Origin of the sequence: Glycomyces harbinensis, from assembly GCF_900101745.1 — a bacterium.
Classification (GTDB): Bacteria; Actinomycetota; Actinomycetes; order Mycobacteriales; family Micromonosporaceae; genus Glycomyces; species Glycomyces harbinensis.
On sequence record NZ_FNAD01000010.1, the window covers coordinates 37147 to 57464 of the forward strand.

The window sequence follows — 20318 nt, forward strand, 5'->3', positions numbered from 1 at the left end:
AAGGAAGACATGGAGAGCCCGCCCGAGAGCGTGTACACCCAGGCCGAGTCCTACGCGCCCGCCGAGGGCGCGGTCGCCGACCTCGTCGCGGCCCTGCCCGACTTCCCCGGCTTCGCGAAGCGGTCCTGGGCCGAACTGCCCTGCACCCGCGCCGGCGTCGAGGACCCCGACTACACCAATGTCGAACTGCGCTACCAGTTCTCTGCCGAGGACTCGGCGACGCCGCTCGTCAACGAGCGGTACGTCGACCTCCTGCGCGAGCACTGGAGGGGCCTGGGCCACGAGATCATCCGCGACGACACGACCGAACTCGACGACGCGACGTACCGCGACCTGACCGCCGTCCGGGAGGACGGCATCACCCTCTGGTACTCCGCGGCCCACCTCGCCACGCTCATGGTCCAGTCCGGCTGCGTCCCCCGCAGCGACCCCTCCGAGATCCCGTACGTGCCGCCCAGCGGCGGCATCCGGCCCGGCGGCAAGGGCGACGGCGTCGGCGAGTACTTCCCCGAGGGCATCCCCGCCGCGCGGCCGGCGAACCCGTTCGACGCCCCCGACACCTACGACGACCAGTTGTAGTCCGCGGACTCCCGCCGAGTCGGTGAACGGAGCACGCGAAAGCGCCCGCCCCGATCCCGGTGCCGGGGATCGAAGCGGGCGCTTCTCTAGCCGTGTTGGCGCTTGCTTACGCGGCGAGTGCGGCGCGGCCGGCCTTGAGGGCCGCGGCGGTCTCGACCACGCGCTGGGTCTGCGCGGCGGCGGCGGCGAGGGTCGTCTCGTCGATGTCGTAGCCGTTCCAGTGCGAGACGCCGTACGGGCTGGCGTTGGCGGCCAGCGCCTCACCGTCGTAGCCGGCGGACACGACGATGCCGCCGAAGTGGTGGAAGGTGTTGTACAGGGCCAGGATCGTGGACTCGTTGCCGCCGTGCTTGCCGGAGGCCGCGGCGAAGCCGGAGTAGACCTTGCGGGCGAGCAGGCCCTGGAACCACTGCGGGCCCAGCGTGTCGATGAACTGCTTGAGCTGCGACGCGATGTTCCCGTAGCGGGTCGGCGAGCCCATGAGGACCGCGTCGGCCCACACCACGTCGTCGGCGGTGGCCTCGGGGATGTCGCTGATGGCCGCGACGTTCGCGGCCCACGCCGGGTTCGAGTCGATCGCGGCCTGGGGGGCCAGCTCGGCCGCGCGGCGCAGACGCACCTCGGCGCCCAGCTTCTCGGCCGACTCGGCGATCTGGCGGGCCAGGGCGGTGACGTTGCCGGTGGCCGAGTAGAAGACCACGGTGACCTTGACGGGCTCGACTGACATGTGCGTTCCTCCGGGAAAGCGTGATAGTTCAGATTTGAATTACCCAACGACCATACGACTCCCCGATTGAAGTTTCAAATTTGAACGATGTGGCGCTGGCCACGCTTCATCGCGTACCGGCCCTTTTCCGCCTCAGGTTGACAGGGGCCTCACTTCTCGTGTTACGAGAGTGTTTCTAGATATCGAAAGTTGCCAGGCGTGTGAACTGTCGCCTTTATCACGCGCTTCGGCCTCGCCTCCTCAGGCGCTCCCTTCGCTCCCGCAACTCTGGTTCAGGCACGCCCGTTCGGCTCGTGACCTCGAATAATGACAACTAAGGCGGACCTAAGTGACAGGCCGTAGATAGCGGAGTTCTAGACTTGCGGCAAACGCTTGTGAAGAGCTTCACAAGCAGGCTGATCGTTATGAGGATCACCACCCCGAAACGCCTGAGAGGACGCCCGTGACCACTCACGCAACCCCGGACGCCGACGTCATCGTGGTCGGCGCCGGGCCTGGTGGTGCGGCCTCGGCCTACCATCTGGCCGCCCGGGGCCTCGACGTACTGCTGCTGGAGAAGACCCGTTTCCCGCGCGAGAAGGTGTGCGGCGACGGCCTCACCCCGCGCGCCGTCGCGCAGCTGCTCAAGATGGGCGTGGACACCTCCGAGTCCGCCGGCTGGGTCCGCAACCGCGGCCTGCGCGTCGTCGCCGACGACGCCGTCATCGAACTCGACTGGCCCGCCCTCGAGCACTTCCCCGACTACGGGCTCACCCGCACCCGCCTCGACTTCGACCAGATCCTCGCCGACCGCGCCGTCGACGCCGGCGCGAAGATGCTCACCGGCGTCAAGGTCACCGCGCCCGTCTTCGACCTCGCCGGCCGCGTCGCCGGCGTCACCGCCGTCCAGGACGGCGAGCACGTGACCTTCAAGGCCCCCTTGGTGATCGCCGCCGACGGCGTCTCCGGGCGCCTCGCCCTCGCCCTGGGCCTGAAGCGGAACGAGTCGCGCCCCATGGGCGTGGCGGTCCGCCAGTACTACCGGTCCGAGGCCAAGCACGACGACGACTACCTCGAGTCCTGGCTCGCCCTGCGCACCGCCGCCGAACCCGATGTCCTGCAACCGGGCTACGGCTGGATCTTCGGCCTCGGCGACGGCCGCGTCAACGTCGGCCTCGGCGTCCTCAACTCCTCCGAGGGCTACGGCAAGACCGACTACCGCGCGCTCCTGCGCGACTGGCTCGCCAACACCCCCGAGGAATGGGGCCTGGCCGACGAGGCCAACGCCGACGGCCCCGTCCGCGGCGCCGCACTCCCCATGGGCTTCAACCGGACCCCGCACTACAGCCGGGGCCTGATGCTCGTGGGCGACTCCGGCGGCATGGTCAACCCCTTCAACGGCGAGGGCATCGCCTACGCCGTCGAAGCGGGCGAGATCGCCGCCCAGGTCGCCGCCGCCGCACTCAGAGCCGGGAGCGTCCCCCGGCGGGAAGCGCTCCTGCGCTCCTACGCGGAGCGCATGGACGAGCTGTGGGGCTCCTACTACCGCATGGGCGGGATCTTCGTGCACCTCATCGGCCGGCCCGCCGTCATGAAGCTGTGCACCGAGCACGGCCTGAAGCGTCCCGCGCTCATGCGCGTCGTGCTGAAACTGCTGGCGAACCTCACCGACCGACCCGGGCGGGACGCCGCCGACCGGATCGTCAACGGCATGCGGATCGTCACGCCCGGATTGGGCCGGCCCAGCGTCCGGCTCGCAAGTGCTTCTGAAAGGAGGGTCTGAGCCGATGGAAGTCTACGTACCGGTCGTCATCATGTTCGCGATCGGAATCGGGTTCGGCGTCGTCTCGGTGGTCGGCTCGCGCGTCGCCGGGCCCCACCGCAAGAACCGCGCCAAATACGACCCCTACGAGTGCGGCATCGAGCCCGCGCCCACGACCGCGGGCCCCACGAAGTTCCCGGTGAAGTTCTACCTCACCGCCATGCTGTTCATCGTCTTCGACATCGAGATCATCTTCCTCGTGCCGTGGGCGGTCCACCACGACGCGCTCGGGATCTTCGGGTTCTGGGCCGTACTGATGTTCATCGCCGCGCTGTTCGTCGCCTACGCCTACGAATGGCGCCGCGGCGGACTGGACTGGGATTAGAGGCACCGACCATGGGTGTAGAAGAGAAACTCCCGCAAGGCATCATCCTCACCACCGTCGAGGCCCTGATCAACTGGACGCGCAAGTCCTCGATGTGGCCCGCCACGTTCGGACTCGCCTGCTGCGCCATCGAGATGATGGCCACCGGCGCCGCGCGCTACGACACCGGCCGCTTCGGCATGGAGGTCTTCCGGGCCTCCCCGCGCCAGGCCGACCTCATGATCGTGGCCGGGCGCGTGAGCCAGAAGATGGCGCCGGTCCTGCGCCAGATCTACGACCAGATGCCCGAACCGAAGTGGGTCCTGTCGATGGGCGTGTGCGCCACCTCCGGCGGCATGTTCAACAACTACGCGATCGTCCAGGGCGTCGACCACGTCGTCCCCGTCGACATGTACCTCCCCGGGTGCCCGCCCCGGCCCGAGATGCTCCTCGACGCGATCCTCAAGCTCCACGAGAAGGTCATGCACGAGCCCTTGGGCGACAAGCGCAAGCAGGCCCTCGCCGACCTCCCCGAGCCGCTCGTCAAGCCCGGCGCGATGCCCTCCTCCTACCGCTTCGACAAGCGGCGCAAGAAGGAGTGGATCGAGGCGGTCAAGGCCGGCGACGAGGAGCAGCTGCGCATCCGGAAGGCGGTGGCCAAGCGATGAGCGCCGACGCGACCGGAACCGGCGGCTCGGCCCCCGACGGGGTCCAGCCCGTCGGCGTCCAGCGCCCCAAGGGGCTCTTCGGCGTCGCCGACACCGGCGACACCTCCGGCTTCGGCGGCCTCGTGCGCGCCGAGCCGACCCCCGCGGAGATCCCGTCCTCGCCCGAACCGCTCGGCGGCTACTTCGACGAGATCGTCGGCGCCCTCAGGGAACTGCTCGGCGACGACGTCACCCGCGCGGTGGTCGTCGACCGCGGCGAACTCACCATCCACATCGCGCCCGACCGGACCGCCGAGGTCTGCCGGGCCATGCGCGACGACGAGAGCCTGCGCTTCGAGTTCTGCGCCTCGGTCTCCGGCGTCGACTACCCGGACCGGCGCAACCGCCTCCACGTGGTCTACCACCTGACGTCGATGACCTACCGGCGCAACGTCCGCCTCGAGACCGCCGTCGGCCTCGACAACCCGACGGTCCAGTCGGTCACGGCCGTGTACCCGACCGCCGACTGGCAGGAGCGGGAGGCCTACGACATGTTCGGCGTCGTCTTCGAGGGCCACCCGCACCTGACCCGCATCCTCATGCCCGACGACTGGGAGGGCCACCCGCAGCGGAAGGACTACCCGCTCGGCGGCATCGCAGTCGAATACAAGGGGGCGCACATCCCGCCTCCCGATGAGAGGAGGGCCTACAAGTGACCGCCACTGAGAACGCCGCCGATGCGTACGCCGCAGAACGCGACACCACCGAAGGCCGCGTCTACACCGTCACCGGCGGCGACTGGGACGAACTCGTCGCCTCGGTCGACCCGGTCTCCGAAGAGCGCCTCATCGTCAACCTCGGCCCGCAGCACCCGTCCACGCACGGCGTGCTGCGCCTGGTCTGCGAACTCGAGGGCGAGACCGTCCGCTCGGTCCGGCCCATCGTCGGCTACCTGCACACCGGCATCGAGAAGAACCTCGAATACCGCAACTGGACGCAGGGCACCACGTTCGTCACCCGCGCCGACTACCTCGCCCCGATCTTCAACGAGACCGCCTACTGCCTCGCCGTCGAGAAGCTCCTCGGCATCGAGGCGCCCAAGCGCGCCAACACGATCCGCGTGATCATGATGGAGCTCAACCGCATCAGCTCCCACCTCGTGGCCCTCGCGACCACCGGCATGGAGCTCGGCGCGCTCTCGATGATGATCTACGGCTTCCGCGACCGCGAGTACATCCTCGACATCTTCGAGGCCGTCTGCGGCCTGCGCATGAACATGGCCTACGTCCGCCCCGGCGGCGTCGCCCAGGACCTCCCGGCCAACGGCGTCAAGATGATCCGCGACTTCGTCGACTACATGCCCAAGGGCCTCGACGACTACGAGGGCCTGCTCACCGGCAACGCCATCTGGCAGGAGCGCACCCAGGGCGTCGGCTACCTCGACGTCTCCGGCTGCCTCGCCCTCGGCGTCACCGGCCCCGTGCTCCGCTCCGCCGGACTCGCCTGGGACCTGCGCAAGACCATGCCCTACTGCGGCTACGAGGAGTACGACTTCGAGGTCCCGACCCACAACGGCGCCGACGCCTGGGCCCGGTACGTCATCCGCCTCGCCGAGATCCGCGAGAGCCTCAAGATCATCAGCCAGGGCCTCGACAAGCTCGAGCCCGGACCGGTCATGGTCGAGGACAAGAAGATCGCCTGGCCCGCGCAGCTCGCCCTCGGCGGCGACGGCATGGGCAACAGCCTCAACCACATCCGGCACATCATGAGCCAGTCGATGGAGGCCCTGATCCACCACTTCAAGCTCGTCACCGAGGGCTTCCGCGTCCCGGCCGGGCAGGTGTACACCTCGATCGAGGCCCCCCGAGGCGAACTCGGCATCCACGCCGTCTCCGACGGCGGCACGAGGCCCTTCCGCATCCACATGCGCGAACCCTCGTTCATCAACTTGCAGTCGATCCCCGCGCTCGCCGAAGGCGGCCTCCTGGCCGACGTCATCGCCGGCGGCGCCTCGCTCGACCCCGTCATGGGAGGTTGCGACCGGTGAACTACCCGGAGAAGATCCGCGAGCAGGCCGAGGCCATCCTCGTGCGCTACCCCGAAGGCCGCGAGCGCTCCGCGCTGCTGCCGCTGCTGCACCTCGTGCAGTCCCACGACGGCTACGTCTCGGACGCCGGCATCGCCTTCTGCGCCGAAGTCCTCGACATCACCAAGGCCCAGGTGCAGGCGGTCTCGACCTTCTACACGATGTACAAGCGCGAACCGGCCGGCGACTGGCTGGTCTCGGTGTGCACCAACACCCTCTGCCAGGCCAAGGGCGGGCAGAAGGTCTTCGACGCGCTCAGCGACGAACTCGACGTGGCGCACAACGAGACCACGCCCGACGGCAAGATCACGCTCGAGCACGCCGAATGCCTGGCCGCGTGCGACTACGCGCCCGTCGTCACCGTCAACTACGAGTTCTTCGACGAGTACGGCGAGGACAAGGCCGTCGAACTGGTCCGCGAACTCAAGGACGGGCGCCGCCCGATCCCCACCCGCGGCGCGCCCCTGTGCACCCTGCGCGAACTCTCGGTCCAGCTGGCCGGGTTCGACGAGGAGCGCACCGCCGGGCTCGAAGGCAACGCCCAAGGCGACGCGACGCTCGCCGGGGCCCGCCTCGCCGCCGAAGCCGGCATCACCGCGCCCGCAGGCGAACCCGACGCGCCCCTGCTCGCCAAAGAACCCGAGGAAGCGAAGTGAGCGTAACCGTGCCCGGTCCAAGGCGGCCCCGCGAGGACGTCCTCAACAAGCTCAAGCCCGTGGTCACCAAGCGCTGGATGTCCCCGGGCGCATGGAAACTCGACGTCTACGAGCAGCTCGACGGCTACAAGGCCCTGCGCAAGGCCCTCGGCTACGCCGAGGCCGACCTCATCGCCTTCATGAAGGAGTCCGGCCACCGCGGCCGCGGCGGCGCCGGGTTCCCCGTCGGCATGAAGTGGCAGTTCGTGCCCGACGACGGCCAGGAGCACTACCTCGTCGTCAACGCCGACGAAGGCGAGCCGGGCACCTGCAAGGACCTGCCGCTCATGATGAACGACCCGCACTCGCTCATCGAGGGCATCGCCATCGCCTCCTACGCCATCAAGGCCTCCCGCGCGTTCGTCTACGTCCGCGGCGAAGCGATCCACGCCGCCCGGCGCCTGCGCAACGCCGTCCGCGAGGCCAAGGAGGCCGGATACCTCGGCAAGGACATCCTCGGCTCCGGCTTCGACCTCGAGGTCGTGATCCACTCCGGCGCAGGCGCTTACATCTGCGGCGAGGAGACCGCCCTCCTCGACTCCCTGGAAGGCAAGCGGGGCCAGCCGAGGCTGCGCCCGCCCTTCCCGGCCACCCACGGGCTCTACAACAAGCCGACCTGCATCAACAACGTCGGCTCCATCGCCGCCGTCCCGCACATCGTGCTCGGCGGCGCCCAGTGGTGGAAGGACCTCGGCTCCGAGAACGCCGCGGGCACGATGATCTACTCGCTCTCGGGCCGCGTCAAGCGCCCCGGCCAGTACGAGTGCTCCATGGGCACCACGCTGCGCGAGCTCATCGAACTCGCCGGCGGCATGGAGGACGGCCACGAGCTCAAGTTCTTCACCCCCGGCGGATCCTCGACCCCGATGCTCTCGGCCGACTCGATCGACGTCCCGCTGGACTTCGACAACGTCGCCAAGGCCGGGTCCATCCTCGGCACCACCGCGGTCATGATCTTCTCCGACCAGGACTGCCCGGTGGTCTCCTGCTGGCGATGGATCAAGTTCTACGCCCACGAGTCCTGCGGCAAGTGCACCCCGTGCCGCGAGGGCAACTACTGGATGGTCCGCGTCTACGAGCGCATCCTCTCGGGCCAGGGGTCGATCGGCGACCTCAAGCTCCTGGAGAGCGCCTGCAAGAACCTCCTGGGCCGCTCCTTCTGCGGCCTCGGCGACGGCGCGACCTCCTGCGTCACCTCCTCCCTGAAGTTCTTCCGGCAGGACTACCTCGACTACATCGAGGGGCACAAACCCGCCCTCTTCGACGCTGAGAAGATCGGAGCGCACTGACATGACCGATCAAGTCACGTTCACCATCGACGGCGTCGAGATCACGGTCCCCAAGGGCACCTTGATCATCCGGGCCGCCGAACAGCTCGGCATCGAGATCCCCCGGTTCTGCGACCACCCGCTGCTGGAGCCCGCCGGGGCCTGCCGCCAGTGCCTGGTCGACGTCCCCGACATGGGCAACGGGCGCGGGATGCCCAAGCCCGCCGCGTCCTGCACGACCACCGCCATGGAGGGCATGGTCGTCAAGACCCAGCACACCAGCGAGGTCGCCAAGGACGCCCAGGAGGGGATCATGGAGTTCCTCCTGATCAACCACCCCCTGGACTGCCCCGTCTGCGACAAGGGCGGCGAATGCCCGCTCCAGAACCAGGCGATGAGCACCGGCCGCACCGAGACCCGCATGGAGGCCAAGGACAAGCGCCACTACAAGAAGGCGCTGCCGATCTCCTCCCAGGTGCTCCTGGACCGCGAGCGCTGCGTCCTGTGCGCGCGCTGCACCCGCTTCTCCGACCAGGTCGCCGGCGACCCGTTCATCGAGCTCATGGAGCGCTCCGCGCTCGAGCAGGTCGGCGTCTACGAGGACGAGCCGTTCGAGTCCTACTTCTCGGGCAACACCGTCCAGATCTGCCCGGTCGGCGCCCTCACCGGCTCCCAGTACCGGTTCCGCTCCAGGCCGTTCGACCTCGTCTCCAGCCCCAGCGTGTGCGAGCACTGCTCGGCCGGTTGCGCCCAGCGCACCGACCACCGCCGCGGCAAGGTGCTCCGGCGCCTCGCGGGCGAGGACGCCGCGGTCAACGAGGAGTGGAACTGCGACAAGGGCCGCTGGGCCCACTCCTACGCCGACGCCGCCGACCGCATCACCAAGCCGCTGGTCCGCGAACCCGACGGCTCCCTGCGTGAAGCCTCCTGGCCCGAGGCCCTGCGCCGGGCCGCCGCCGGCCTCGCCAGCGCCTCGGAGAACCGGGCGAGCGTCGGGGTCCTCCCCGGCGGGCGCCTCACCGTCGAGGACGCCTACGCGTACGCGAAGTTCGCGCGGGTCGCCCTGGGCACCAACGACGTCGACTTCCGCTCGCGCCCGCACTCGACCGAGGAGTCCGAGTTCCTCGCCCACGCCGTCGCCGGGGTCTACCCCTCCAGCGGCGCGGTCACCTACGAGGGCCTCGAGCAGGCCCCCGTGGTCCTCACCGTCGGCCTCGAGGTCGAGGAGGAGTGCCCGATCGCGTTCCTGCGCATGCGCAAAGCGGTGCGCTCCAACGGCCAGCGGGTCCACGTGGTCGCGCCGTTCGCGACCCGCGGCACCCGCAAGCTCGACGCGAACCTCATCGAGGCCCTGCCCGGCGAGGAGGCCGAACTCCTCGACGGCTGGAAGAACGGCGGCTACGTCCGCGACGCGCTCTCGGAGGACGGCGCGGTGATCCTCCTCGGGGAGCGCCTGGCCACCGTCGAGGGCGCGTTCTCCGCGGCCGTGCGCCTCGCCCGCGCCACCGGCGCGCGCCTGGCCTGGATCCCCCGGCGCGCCGGGGACCGCGGCGCGGTCGAAGCGGGCTGCCTGCCCGGGCTCCTGCCCGGCGGCGGGCTCGCCTCCTACGCGGCCGACCGCGAGCAGCTCGCCGAGTACTGGGGCGTCGAGGCGCTTCCTGGCGGCGACGGGCGCGGCGCCTGGGACATCCTCCAGGCCGCCGCCGACGGCGAGATCGACGCGCTCCTGGTGGGCGGCGTCGACCCGTACGACTTCGCCGACGCCCCCGCGGTCGAGGCGGCGCTGTACGCGGCCCGCTTCGTGGTCTCCCTGGAGATCCGGCACTCGGCGGTCACCCGCGTCGCGGACGTGATCCTGCCGGTCGCGCCGGTCACCGGCAAGGCCGGGGCCTACTTCGACTGGGAAGGGCGCCTGCGCACCTTCGACACCGTGATCGACTCGGACCTGATGAGCGACCACGCGGTCCTCGACACCCTCGCCTCGGCGATGGGCGTCGAACTGGGCCTGTCCGACACGCGCACGGTCCGCGCCGAACTGGCCGGCCTGCCCGACCCGATCACGCGCCAGGAGGCCCCCGAGTGGAGCTCCGACCGTCCGGCCCACGCCACTGAAGACGGCAAGGCGGTCCTCGCCACGTGGCGCCAGCTGCTGGACGGCGGCTCGATGCAGGAGAACAACCCGCACCTGGCGGGCTGCGCTCCCGACCCGGTGGTGCGCTTGAGCGCGGCCACCGCGAAGGCGATCGGCGCGACCGAGGGCTCGGGCGTCACGGTCGCCACGGCGATCGGCGGGATCACGCTGCCCCTGGCGGTGACGGCCATGCCCGAGGGCGTGGTCTGGCTGCCGCAGAACGCACCCGGTCGCGGGATCTACCGCCACCTGGGCGCGGGCTCGGGCGATGTGGTCACGATCCGCGCCTACCCGAACGTGCCGCGCCCGGCCGAGTCCGCCGGGGAATCTGTGGAGGCGGTCAACTCATGAACGATCCGATCTGGCTGATGCTCGTCAAGGGCGTCCTCGTCTTCGTGATGCTGGTCCTGCTGGTGATCTTCACCATCTGGTTCGAGCGCCGCGTCGTCGCGATCATGCAGGTGCGGCCGGGGCCGAACCGGAACGGGCCCTTCGGCCTGCTCCAGTCGCTCGCGGACGCGCTCAAGCTCGCGTTCAAAGAGGACATCATGCCGCGGACGGCCGACAAGGTCATCTTCATCGCGGCCCCGATGATCGCGGTCACCTGCGCGTTCACCGCGTTCTCGGTGATCCCGATGGGCCCCGAGGTCAACATGTTCGGGGTCGAGACCGCGTTGCAGCTCACCGACTTCGAGGTGAGCGTGCTGGTCATCCTGGCCTGCTCGGCCCTGGGCGTCTACGGGATCGTGCTCGCGGGCTGGGCCTCCGGCTCGGCCTACTCGCTCCTGGGCTCGCTGCGGGCCGCGGCGCAGGTGATCTCGTACGAGATCGCGCTGGGCCTGGCCGTGCTCACCGTGTTCTTCCAGTCGAAGCTGATGTCGACCGGCGCGATCGTCGAGGCGCAGGCCGAAGGGCTGCCGATGTCCATCGGCGGCCTCGACATCACGCTGCCGGGCTGGTACTTCATCGTCCTGGCGCCGAGCTTCGTGATCTTCGTGATCGCGATGGTCGGCGAGACCAACCGCGCCCCGTTCGACCTCCCCGAGGCCGAGTCGGAGCTGGTGGCCGGGTTCGCGACCGAGTACTCCAGCCTCAAGTACGCCTCGTTCTTCCTGGCCGAGTACGTCAACATGATCACGATGTCGGCCCTGGCCGTGACGCTCTTCCTGGGCGGGTGGGCCGCGCCGTTCCCGAACTCGTGGTGGCCCGGCGCGAACGAGGGCTACCTGCCGCTGGTGTGGTTCTTCGGGAAGGTCCTGGCGTTCCTGTTCTTCTACGTGTGGCTGCGCGGCACGCTTCCGCGGCTGCGCTACGACCAGTTCATGCGCCTGGGCTGGAAGGTCCTCGTCCCGGTCTCCCTGGTGTGGCTCATGGTCCTGGCGGCCATGAACATCGGGCTCGACACCGCGAACGACCTGCCGACCCGGATCGCGTTCGCCGGGGGCGCGGCCATCGCCGTGATGGCCCTGATCTTCTTCTGGCCCAGCCGGAAGCAGTACGAGGTCCCGGCGGAGCCCGACGCGGGCGTCGGCGGCTTCCCCGTGCCGCCGCTCGACCTCGCCGTCCCGCCGAACCCGCGGGCCCTCAAGGAACTCGAGCCGGCCACCGCTCCAGCACCGATCAACGGTTCGGGCACCGCATCCAGTGAAAAGGGGGATGAGTAGATGTCCGGTTTCGCCAAGGGCTTCGGTGTCACCTTCTCGCACATGTTCAAGCCGAAGGTGACGGTCGACTACCCCGAGGAGCCCTCGAAGCTCCAGCCTCGCTTCCACGGCCGCCACGTGCTCAACCGCCACCCCGACGGCCTCGAGAAGTGCATCGGCTGCGAGCTGTGCGCGTGGGCCTGCCCGGCCGACGCGATCTACGTCGAGGGCGCGGAGAACACCGAGGCCGAGCGGTTCTCGCCCGGCGAGCGGTACGCCAAGACCTACCAGATCAACTACGCGCGCTGCATCTTCTGCGGCCTGTGCATCGAGGCCTGCCCGACCCGCTCGCTCACCATGAGCAACGAGTACGAGCTGGCCCGCGACGACCGCCGCGACCTCATCTTCACCAAGGAGGAGCTGCTCGCGCCGCTCCTGGAGGGCATGGAGCAGCCGCCGCACCCGATGCGCCTGGGCGACAGCGAGAAGGCCTACTACGACTCGGGCCCGGTCAACCCGGGCGCGAGCGAGGGCGCGGAGTTCTCGCTGTCCGAGATGCTCGCGCAGACCAAAGAGGGCGCAGCCAAGAGGGGGCACGAGTGATCGACCTGGCCCAGACCGTCGCGCAGAACGCCTCGATGGGCGAGGCGGTCTTCTTCTGGATCCTCGCGCCGATCGCGCTCGGCGGGGCCATCGGCCTCGTCCTGGCCCGCTCGGCGATCCACGCGGCGCTCATGCTCGCCGTCACCATGATGTGCCTGGCGGTCTTCTACATCATGCTGTCGGCGCCGTTCCTCGGCTTCGTGCAGATCATGGTCTACACCGGCGCGATCATGATGCTGTTCCTGTTCGTGCTCATGCTCTTCGGGCGCGACTCGAAGGACTCCATGTTCGAGACGCTCAGGGGCCAGCGGCTCCTCGCGATCTGCCTGGGCATCGGCCTCGCCGCGCTCCTGACCTCCGGCCTCGCCCGGGCCGTCTCCGGCCTGGTCGTCCCGGCCGAGCAGGCCGCCTGGGCCACCGGCGCCCAGTCCAACGTCGAGGCGATCGCCGACGCGCTGTTCTCGACCTACCTGTTCCCCTTCGAGGTCGTCTCCGGCGTCCTCACCGTCGCCGCGGTCGGCGCCCTCATGTTCGCGCACGTCGCGAAGAAGGGCGGCCACAAGGGGCAGAAGGAGCACAGCCGCGAGCGGTTCGCTCCCGGCGTCTACCCCGGGCCCCGGCCCGGCCCCGGCGTGTTCGCCACCTCCGACTCGACCGCGACGCCCGCGCTGCGACCCGACGGGACCGTGGAACCGGCGAGCCTCTCGCCGTACGTCCCGCCGCGCCAGCTCACCGCCGCCGAGACCGCGCCGAAGCACACGGAAGGGAAGGACGCATGAGCCCGCAGCACCACTGCGCCCCCGCTGAAAGGCGCGGACGATGAACCCCGAGTACTACCTCATCCTCGCCGCCGCCCTGTTCTGCATCGGCGCCGTCGGCGTCCTGGTGCGGCGCAACTCGATCGTCGTGTTCATGTGCGTCGAGCTCATGCTCAACGCCGGGAACCTGACCCTGGTCACCTTCGCGCGCACCAGCGGCACCATCGACGGCCAGGTCATGGCGTTCTTCGTCATGGCCGTCGCCGCCGCCGAGGTCGTCGTCGGCCTGGCGATCATCATGGCCATCTACCGGTCGAGGCGCTCCGCCTCCGTCGACGACGCCAACCTCCTGAAGGCCTAGAGGGGACACCGTGCACGACATCTCGTACGCGCCCGCGACCGGCGCGCTCGCCTGGACGTGGGCGCTCATCGCGCTCCCGGCGCTCGGCGCCGCGGTCCTGCTCCTGGCGGGCCGCCGCGCCGACAAGTGGGGCCACTGGCTCGGCACCGCCACCATCGGCGCCGCCTTCGCCCTGGCCCTGGCGCTCTTCGCCTCCCTTGCGGGACTCGACGACAAGAGCGCCCACCTGGACCTGTTCACGATCATCTCGGTCGGGGACCTCCAGATCGACGCGAGCCTGCTCTTCGACCCGCTGAGCGCGGTCTTCTGCCTGCTCATCACCGGCGTCGGCTTCCTCATCCACGTCTACGCCATCGGCTACATGGCGCACGACGCGGGACGCCGGAAGTTCTTCGCCTACTTCAACCTGTTCGCCGCCGCGATGCTCGTGCTCGTGCTGGGCGGCAACTACTTCATGACCTTCATCGGCTGGGAGGGCGTGGGCCTCGCCTCCTACCTCCTCATCGCGTTCTGGCAGCTCAAGCCGTCCGCCGCGACCGCCGGCAAGAAGGCCTTCCTCACCAACCGGGTCGCCGACGTCGGCTTCCTCCTGGCGATGTTCGTCATGATCGGCGCGCTCGGCAGCGTGGACTTCGCGACCGTGTTCAACGGCGCCGAGTCCCTGTCCACGGGAACGAGCCTCGCGCTCGGGCTGCTGCTGCTCGCCGCGGCCTGCGGCAAGTCCGGCCAGTTCCCGTTCCAGACCTGGCTCCCCGACGCCATGGAGGGCCCGACCCCGGTCTCGGCCCTCATCCACGCGGCCACCATGGTCACCGCGGGCGTCTACCTGATCGCCCGCTCGAACGTCATCTTCAGCCTCAACGCGGACGTGCAGACCGTCGTCGTCGTGGTCGGGGCGCTGACCCTGCTCTTCGGGGCGATCGTCGGCTGCGCCAAGGACGACATCAAACGCGTCCTCGCCTGGTCCACGGTCTCCCAGATCGGCTACATGTTCCTCGCGGTCGGCCTCGGCGGCGGGGCGTTCGCGCTCGGCATCATCCACCTGCTCGCGCACGGCTTCTTCAAGGCCGGCCTGTTCCTCGGCTCCGGCTCGGTCATGCACGCCATGAACGACCAGACCGACATCCGCCGCTTCGGCGGCCTGTGGCGGGTCATGCCGTGGACCTACGCCACGTTCGCCGCCGGGTGGCTCGCGATCATCGGCCTGTTCCCGTTCTCGGGCTACTTCACCAAGGACCCGATCATCGCCTCGGCGTTCGCCCGCGAAGGCTGGCAGGGCTGGGTCGTCGGCGGCGCCGCGCTCCTGGGCGCCGCGCTCACCGCGTTCTACATGACGCGCCTGTTCGTGCTCACCTTCCACGGGCCCAGGCGATGGACCGAGGACGTGCACCCGCACGAGTCCCCGGCGATCATGACCGGCCCGCTCGTCCTCCTCGGCCTCGGCTCGCTCGCGGCCGGCGGCCTGATGGCCAGCCCCGTGACCACCTGGCTCACCCCGGTCTTCGGGGAGCACCATGAGGCCCACGGGCACCTGACCCACATGCAGGTCACCATCGCCACCACCGCCGTGGTGGTCCTCGGTGCGGCACTGGGCTGGTTCCTGTTCCGCGGCGGCACCGAGGAAGTGCCGCGGGCCGCCTCCTGGCCGGTCCGCTTCGCGCGCGCCGACCTCGGCGGCGAGGTCGTCAACCGCGGCGTCTTCGAGCGCCCGAGCCGACTGGTCGCCGGCGCGACCGTCTCCATGGACGGACGCGTCGTCGACGGCGCCGTCAACGGCCTCTCGGCCGCGATCGGCGGCACTTCTCGGAGGCTCCTCCAGCTCCAAACCGGATTCGTCCGCTCCTATGCCCTGTCCATTCTGTCCGGCGCCGTCATCGTGGTGGCCGCGCTCATGGTGGTGGTCGTCCAATGAACGAACTCCCGTTGCTGTCGGCGCTGGTCGCCGTGCCCCTGATCGGGGCCGTGGTCGTCGCGTCGATCAAGCGCGAGAACGCGGGCGCGGCCAAATGGACCGCGCTCGCGGTCTCCGGCCTCGTCGCCGTCCTCACCGCCTTGGTGGCCTTCGGCTTCGACTACTCGGCAGGCGCCCCCTGGCTCCAGTTCACCGAGTCCTACACGTGGATCGAGGCCTGGGACCTGAGCCTGTCGTGGGGGGTCGACGGCATCGCGCTGCTCCTGGTCGCCCTGACCGCCGGGCTCACGCCCATCGCGATGCTCGCCGCCTGGAGGGACCTGGACGCCGTCAAGCGCTCGGTCCCGGCGTTCTTCGCGCTGATCCTCGCGCTCCAAGCGGCCATGCTGGCGACCTTCCTGGCCTCCAACGTGCTCCTGTTCTACTTCTTCTTCGAAGCGATGCTCGTGCCGATGTACTTCCTCATCGGCTCCTACGGCACCGGCCCGAAGAAGCAGTACGCGGCGGTCAAGTTCTTCCTGTACTCGCTCGTCGGCGGCCTGTTCATGCTCGTGGCCGTCATCGGCCTGTGGGTCCACTCGGGCGGCGTCTTCGACTGGCAGACGCTGGTCGCGGCCGAGCCGATGGAGGCCGGGTCGCTCCAGAACTGGCTGTTCCTCGGCTTCTTCATCGCCTTCGCGATCAAGGCCCCGTTCTTCCCGTTCCACACCTGGCTCCCGGACGCGGGCGGGGCGGCCCCGGCCGCGGTCGCGGCGCTCCTGGTCGGCGTGATGGACAAGATCGGCACGTTCGCGATCCTGCGCTACTGCATCCCGCTGTTCCCGGACGCGACGCAGACGTTCGCGCCGTGGGTGATCGGCATGAGCGTCATCGGCGTGCTCTACGCGGCGTTCGTCGCCATCGGGCAGACCGACCTCAAGCGCCTGGTCGCCTACACGTCGATCGCGCACTTCGGGTTCATCGGCATCGGGATCTTCGCGTTCACGCAGGCCTCGGCCACCGGCGCGGTCCTCTACATGTTCAACCACGGCCTCGCCACGGGCCTGCTGTTCATCGTCGTCGGGTTCCTCGCGATCCGCCGCGGCTCGGCGCAGATCGCCGACTACGGCGGGGCCGCCAAGACCCTGCCGCTCCTGGCCGGGATCTTCCTGTTCGCCGGGCTCGCCTCGCTCTCGCTGCCGGGCACCGCGCCGTTCATCTCCGAGTTCCTGGTCCTGTTCGGCGCCTTCAGCGAGAACGAGCCCGTCGCGGTCCTGGCGGCCCTCGGGATCATCCTCGCCGCCGCGTACGTCCTGTGGATGTACCAGCGCACCATGCAGGGCGACCGCAACCCGGCGCTCGACGAGGTGCCCGCGATGAAGCGCGACCTGACGCTGCGCGAGAAGGTCCTCGTCGCGCCGCTGGTGATCGCGATCCTCGGCTTCGGCTTCTACCCGCAGCCGCTCATCGACGCCGTCGAGCCCGCCGTCGACAACACGCTCCTGTTCATCTCCGGTGAACAGGCAGAACTGCCCGCCGCTGAAGGAGTCAGCAATGAATGAGGCCCAGCAAGCCGGGCTCCAGATCGACTGGGCCGGCCTGGCCCCCATGATCATCGTGTTCGCGGCGGCCTTCGGCGGACTCCTGGTCGAGGCCGCCGTGCCCAGGGCCCGGCGGCTCGTCGTCCAGACCGCCCTCGCGGTCGCGGCGCTCCTCGCGGCCCTGGTGGCCGTGATCCTCAACCGCGGCAAGGCCAGTGCGGCGTTCTCCATCGAGGGCACCGACCTCGGCTCCGTCGTCCTCGACGGTCCCGGACTGTTCCTCCAGGGCACGATCGCGGTCCTGTCGGTCATCGCGGTGCTCCTGCTCGCGGAGCGCCGCACCACCAGGGGCGGCGACTTCGTCGCCGAGGCCGCGGTGGTCGCCGACTCGGCGGCCGACAGGTCCCAGCAGCGCGAGGACGGCGCGACGGAGATCTTCCCGCTGACGCTGTTCGCGGTCGTCGGCATGATGATGTTCGTCGTCGCCGGCGACCTGCTCACCATGTTCGTCGCCCTCGAGATGTTCAGCCTCCCGCTGTACCTGCTGTGCGGCCTCGCCAAGCGCCGCCGCCTCATCAGCCAGGAAGCGGCCCTGAAGTACTTCCTCCTGGGCGCGTTCGCCTCGGCGTTCTACGTCTACGGCATGGCGATGCTCTACGGCTTCGCCGGCACCGTGGACCTCGCCGGGATCAACCAGGCGGGCGTCTCCTCGGGCCAGCCGCGGCTGCTGCTGTACATCGGCGTCGCCATGCTCGCGGTCGCCATGCTGTTCAAGGCCGCCGCCGTCCCGTTCCACATGTGGACCCCGGACGTCTACACCGGCGCGCCGACGCCGGTGACCGCCCTGATGGCCGCGTGCGTCAAGGTCGCGGCCTTCGGCGGGCTGCTGCGGGTCTTCAACGTGGGCTTGGAGTCCTCGGCCTGGGACTGGCACATGATCCTCACGATCATCGCGATCGCGACGATGCTCGGCGGCGCGATCTTCGCCGTCACGCAGCGCAACATCAAGCGCCTGCTCGCCTACAGCTCCATCGCGAACGCGGGCTACCTGCTCATCGGGATCATCACCCTCGGCGACGCGGTCGGCTCGACGATGTTCTACCTGGCCGCCTACGGCTTCACCGCGATCGCCGCGTTCGCCGTCGTCTCGCTCGTGCGCGACGGCGACGAGGAGGCGACGCACCTGTCGCGCTGGGCCGGGCTCGGCAAGAAGTCCCCGGGCACCGCCGCGGTCTTCACGGTCCTCATGCTGGCGCTCGCGGGCCTGCCGTTCACGAGCGGGTTCACCGCGAAGTTCGGCCTGTTCGCCGACGCCCTCGGCGCCGGCGAGGTCGGCCTCGTGATCGTGGGCGTGGTGTCCTCGGCGATCCTGGCGTTCCCGTACCTGCGCGTGGTGGTCCTGCTGTGGCTCAACGAGCCCGCACCGGACGCCCCGACGGTCAACCTGCCGAGCCCGATGGCCGGAAGCGTGGTCGCCGTGGGCGTGGCGGCCACCCTGGTCCTCGGCGTGGCCCCCGGCTTCCTACTCGACATCGTCGACCAGGCGAGCACCTTCCTGAACACCTAGCACGCCAACAGGAAAGCCGCCGGAGAGCAGGGCTCTCCGGCGGCTTTTCGCGTACCGCGGCAACGGGAGCGCTCCGCTACTATGAGTACTGCTCCGCATTGGCCCGATTCGCCCCTGAAGTCGCCAATGCGCCAACCCCTGACGCAGAGGAGATCCCGCCTTGGGCGACAGAAACTTCGACCCTGAAGCCACCAGAGAAGTCGCACAGAACGCCGTGCCGACCATCGCCACTGCCTACGCCGAACTCAGCGAGAAGGTGGTCGACGCCGGTGAGAACATGGAGAACGGCGGTGTCTCAGAGGAGATGAACGCCTACTTCACCGACTACCATCTGCTGCTTCGCAATGCGACGACCGAGACCTCCTTCGAGCGCTACCACGACTTCGCCTTCTACACTCCCGAGCGGTTCAGCGACGCCGAGATCGACTACTCGACCGAACTCGGTGCCGACTCGGCCTGGCAGGCTTCGCGCATCACCGCCCAGGAGACTCCCACGGTGAAGTCGGAGCAGCGGGTGATGGCGACCGCGGTGCTGCTCGGCGACTTCTATGTTCTCGAGATTCTGGTGCGGTTCGAACCTGGAACGGTGCAGCGTGCAGATTGCGGGCCGATCGCCGGGGAGGACTGCGTCATGACCGCGACCTCCATGGCCGAGTTCCTTGCGACGAGCGGGCATCTCGAAGAGCTGCACGCCGGCCTTGAAACGGCCGTCGACGGGACCGCCTAGTGGTGATCGATCCCTATGCGCCGCTCGAGGAGCACTCGACTGACGATCTCGTTGCCGAGATCCGGCGCCTCAACCGTGTGTGCTTCGAGCACGAGCAGGCCCGTGAGCAGCTGGAGTGGCGCATCTCGGCGCTCACCGACGAGCGGCTTCACGAGGTGAAGGAGGAGACCGATCGTCTCCAACTGAAGGGGTTCGTCAAGGGAGTGTCCGCGATGGTGGTGTGCTACCTGGTGATTCGCGTGCTGGGCATCTGGGGCGCCTTGGGGCCGCGCGCGTTCTGGAGCTGAAGACGGCGAGGGGCCGCGAGGAGCATTCGCTCCTCGCGGCCCCTCGGCAGCGCTCTAGGCGGCTTCGACCGATTCGAGTTCCGCCGTGTCCGACAGCTCGCGGTCGATCTCCTCGAACAGGACCTCGGCGGCGAACCAGGCCCTCGCGCCCCGCGCTCGCAGCAGCAGGAGCGTCGCGGTCGGGAACGAGCCGCACACCACCAGCATCGCGGCGGCGCTCAGGAAGAACGGGGCCTCGTCGGGGAACGTCGCGAAGTACGCCCGGCCGAGGATCCACAGGTACATCGCGAACGGCACGATCGCCAGCGCCCACCACGCGGCCCTGACCGCGTGCGCGCGGCGCTGCCCCAGGCGGATCGCGATGAACGGCATCGAGACGGTGATGGCGACGCTGAGGAGGATCGTCACCGCGTTCTCCAGCCCGATGCCGCTGACGATGTCGAGCATCGTCTCGTGGCTGGACTCGGATCTGGTCGCGTCGAACAGGAACCGCACGCCGATCGAGTAGACGAGCACGATCGCGGCGAACTGGAGCCAGATCACGCCTTGGGCGGCGAGGACGGTCTTCGGCTTGGCAGAGGGCCCGGTGAGCTTGGGTCGCACTGCGCTCCCTTCTCGGCGGCGGTGCCGCGCGCCGGAGAGTGTCGCCCGGCGAGGTGGGGCGGCGGAGCGCCCGGCGGCCGGGGGGACGAACAACTGCCG

The 20318-nt window shown here is 69.5% G+C and carries 20 protein-coding genes; 18 read left to right on the forward strand and 2 right to left on the reverse strand.

Annotated features, from left to right (window positions below):
* Positions 1 to 9 precede the first annotated feature (9 nt).
* Entirely contained in the window at positions 10 to 579 is a 570-nt protein-coding gene (locus BLQ63_RS16705) for a hypothetical protein (protein ID WP_091037736.1), read from the forward strand.
* A 106-nt stretch (positions 580 to 685) separates the two neighbouring features.
* Here BLQ63_RS16705 and BLQ63_RS16710 read toward each other — a convergent pair whose 3' ends face one another.
* A complete protein-coding gene (locus BLQ63_RS16710) occupies positions 686 to 1306 on the reverse strand; it encodes a flavodoxin family protein (RefSeq protein WP_091037739.1) in 621 nt (206 codons plus the stop codon).
* A 442-nt stretch (positions 1307 to 1748) separates the two neighbouring features.
* Here BLQ63_RS16710 and BLQ63_RS16715 point away from each other — a divergent pair, with 442 nt between their 5' ends.
* The 17 genes from BLQ63_RS16715 to BLQ63_RS16795 all read left to right on the forward strand — a co-directional run bounded on the left by BLQ63_RS16715 (position 1749) and on the right by BLQ63_RS16795 (position 19616).
* Positions 1749 to 3068 (forward strand): geranylgeranyl reductase family protein, encoded by a 1320-nt coding sequence (locus BLQ63_RS16715; RefSeq protein WP_091037743.1) that lies wholly within the window; start codon positions 1749 to 1751, stop codon positions 3066 to 3068.
* A gap of 4 nt (positions 3069 to 3072) precedes the next feature.
* Positions 3073 to 3432 (forward strand): NADH-quinone oxidoreductase subunit A, encoded by a 360-nt coding sequence (locus tag BLQ63_RS16720; protein ID WP_091037747.1) that lies wholly within the window; start codon positions 3073 to 3075, stop codon positions 3430 to 3432.
* Positions 3433 to 3443: 11 nt separating this feature from the next.
* Complete coding sequence (locus tag BLQ63_RS16725; protein WP_091037751.1) at positions 3444 to 4079, forward strand: NuoB/complex I 20 kDa subunit family protein; 636 nt, start codon at positions 3444 to 3446, stop codon at positions 4077 to 4079.
* On the forward strand, positions 4076 to 4774 hold the full coding sequence (locus BLQ63_RS16730) for an NADH-quinone oxidoreductase subunit C (protein ID WP_091037753.1): 699 nt from the start codon (positions 4076 to 4078) through the stop codon (positions 4772 to 4774). Before BLQ63_RS16725 ends, BLQ63_RS16730 begins: the two co-directional genes overlap by 4 nt.
* Complete coding sequence (locus BLQ63_RS16735; protein ID WP_091037754.1) at positions 4771 to 6105, forward strand: NADH-quinone oxidoreductase subunit D; 1335 nt, start codon at positions 4771 to 4773, stop codon at positions 6103 to 6105. The genes BLQ63_RS16730 and BLQ63_RS16735 overlap by 4 nt, the downstream gene beginning before the upstream one ends.
* The gene (nuoE, locus tag BLQ63_RS16740; RefSeq protein ID WP_091037755.1) at positions 6102 to 6800 is read left to right on the forward strand and encodes an NADH-quinone oxidoreductase subunit NuoE; all 699 of its coding nucleotides are present in this window, start codon (positions 6102 to 6104) and stop codon (positions 6798 to 6800) included. Before BLQ63_RS16735 ends, nuoE begins: the two co-directional genes overlap by 4 nt.
* A gap of 77 nt (positions 6801 to 6877) precedes the next feature.
* Positions 6878 to 8128, forward strand: a complete 1251-nt coding sequence (gene nuoF, locus BLQ63_RS16745) for an NADH-quinone oxidoreductase subunit NuoF (RefSeq protein WP_091038032.1) — start codon at positions 6878 to 6880, stop codon at positions 8126 to 8128.
* A 1-nt stretch (position 8129) separates the two neighbouring features.
* Complete coding sequence (locus BLQ63_RS16750) at positions 8130 to 10589, forward strand: NADH-quinone oxidoreductase subunit G (protein WP_091037756.1); 2460 nt, start codon at positions 8130 to 8132, stop codon at positions 10587 to 10589.
* Positions 10586 to 11902 carry an NADH-quinone oxidoreductase subunit NuoH gene (gene nuoH / locus BLQ63_RS16755; RefSeq protein WP_091037757.1) on the forward strand — a complete coding sequence of 439 codons (1317 nt, stop codon included), beginning with the start codon at positions 10586 to 10588 and terminating at the stop codon, positions 11900 to 11902. Before BLQ63_RS16750 ends, nuoH begins: the two co-directional genes overlap by 4 nt.
* Positions 11903 to 12484, forward strand: coding sequence for an NADH-quinone oxidoreductase subunit NuoI (nuoI, locus tag BLQ63_RS16760; protein WP_091037759.1), 582 nt, complete (start codon positions 11903 to 11905; stop codon positions 12482 to 12484). It abuts the gene before it with no gap.
* Entirely contained in the window at positions 12481 to 13263 is a 783-nt protein-coding gene (locus BLQ63_RS16765) for an NADH-quinone oxidoreductase subunit J (protein WP_245680995.1), read from the forward strand. Before nuoI ends, BLQ63_RS16765 begins: the two co-directional genes overlap by 4 nt.
* Positions 13264 to 13303: 40 nt before the next feature.
* Positions 13304 to 13603 carry an NADH-quinone oxidoreductase subunit NuoK gene (gene nuoK, locus BLQ63_RS16770; RefSeq protein WP_091037760.1) on the forward strand — a complete coding sequence of 100 codons (300 nt, stop codon included), beginning with the start codon at positions 13304 to 13306 and terminating at the stop codon, positions 13601 to 13603.
* Positions 13604 to 13613: 10 nt separating this feature from the next.
* Positions 13614 to 15515: an NADH-quinone oxidoreductase subunit L gene (nuoL, locus tag BLQ63_RS16775; RefSeq protein ID WP_091037762.1), complete on the forward strand. Its 1902-nt coding sequence runs from the start codon at positions 13614 to 13616 to the stop codon at positions 15513 to 15515.
* On the forward strand, positions 15512 to 17056 hold the full coding sequence (locus tag BLQ63_RS16780) for an NADH-quinone oxidoreductase subunit M (RefSeq protein WP_091037764.1): 1545 nt from the start codon (positions 15512 to 15514) through the stop codon (positions 17054 to 17056). Before nuoL ends, BLQ63_RS16780 begins: the two co-directional genes overlap by 4 nt.
* Positions 17049 to 18602, forward strand: coding sequence for an NADH-quinone oxidoreductase subunit NuoN (gene nuoN, locus BLQ63_RS16785; RefSeq protein ID WP_091037765.1), 1554 nt, complete (start codon positions 17049 to 17051; stop codon positions 18600 to 18602). Before BLQ63_RS16780 ends, nuoN begins: the two co-directional genes overlap by 8 nt.
* Before the next feature lie 160 nt (positions 18603 to 18762).
* The gene (locus tag BLQ63_RS16790; protein WP_091037767.1) at positions 18763 to 19329 is read left to right on the forward strand and encodes a hypothetical protein; all 567 of its coding nucleotides are present in this window, start codon (positions 18763 to 18765) and stop codon (positions 19327 to 19329) included.
* Positions 19329 to 19616: a hypothetical protein gene (locus tag BLQ63_RS16795; RefSeq protein ID WP_091037769.1), complete on the forward strand. Its 288-nt coding sequence runs from the start codon at positions 19329 to 19331 to the stop codon at positions 19614 to 19616. Before BLQ63_RS16790 ends, BLQ63_RS16795 begins: the two co-directional genes overlap by 1 nt.
* A 54-nt stretch (positions 19617 to 19670) precedes the next feature.
* On the opposite strand, the gene BLQ63_RS16800 is transcribed toward BLQ63_RS16795, so the two are convergent.
* Positions 19671 to 20219, reverse strand: coding sequence for a hypothetical protein (locus BLQ63_RS16800; protein ID WP_091037771.1), 549 nt, complete (start codon positions 20217 to 20219; stop codon positions 19671 to 19673).
* Positions 20220 to 20318: the final 99 nt, after the last annotated feature.

Bases quoted from the DNA above. Each gene is read 5' to 3' on its own strand.
- BLQ63_RS16710 (WP_091037739.1), bottom strand. From the start codon at position 1,306: ATGTCAGTCGAGCCCGTCAAGGTCACCGTGGTCTTCTACTCGGCCACC.
- nuoI (WP_091037759.1), top strand. From the start codon at position 11,903: ATGTCCGGTTTCGCCAAGGGCTTCGGTGTCACCTTCTCGCACATGTTC.
- nuoH (WP_091037757.1), top strand. From the start codon at position 10,586: ATGAACGATCCGATCTGGCTGATGCTCGTCAAGGGCGTCCTCGTCTTC.
- BLQ63_RS16780 (WP_091037764.1), top strand. From the start codon at position 15,512: ATGAACGAACTCCCGTTGCTGTCGGCGCTGGTCGCCGTGCCCCTGATC.
- nuoN (WP_091037765.1), top strand. From the start codon at position 17,049: ATGAATGAGGCCCAGCAAGCCGGGCTCCAGATCGACTGGGCCGGCCTG.
- nuoK (WP_091037760.1), top strand. From the start codon at position 13,304: ATGAACCCCGAGTACTACCTCATCCTCGCCGCCGCCCTGTTCTGCATC.
- nuoF (WP_091038032.1), top strand. From the start codon at position 6,878: ATGTCCCCGGGCGCATGGAAACTCGACGTCTACGAGCAGCTCGACGGC.
- BLQ63_RS16730 (WP_091037753.1), top strand. From the start codon at position 4,076: ATGAGCGCCGACGCGACCGGAACCGGCGGCTCGGCCCCCGACGGGGTC.
- BLQ63_RS16705 (WP_091037736.1), top strand. From the start codon at position 10: ATGGAGAGCCCGCCCGAGAGCGTGTACACCCAGGCCGAGTCCTACGCG.
- BLQ63_RS16725 (WP_091037751.1), top strand. From the start codon at position 3,444: ATGGGTGTAGAAGAGAAACTCCCGCAAGGCATCATCCTCACCACCGTC.
- BLQ63_RS16720 (WP_091037747.1), top strand. From the start codon at position 3,073: ATGGAAGTCTACGTACCGGTCGTCATCATGTTCGCGATCGGAATCGGG.
- BLQ63_RS16750 (WP_091037756.1), top strand. From the start codon at position 8,130: ATGACCGATCAAGTCACGTTCACCATCGACGGCGTCGAGATCACGGTC.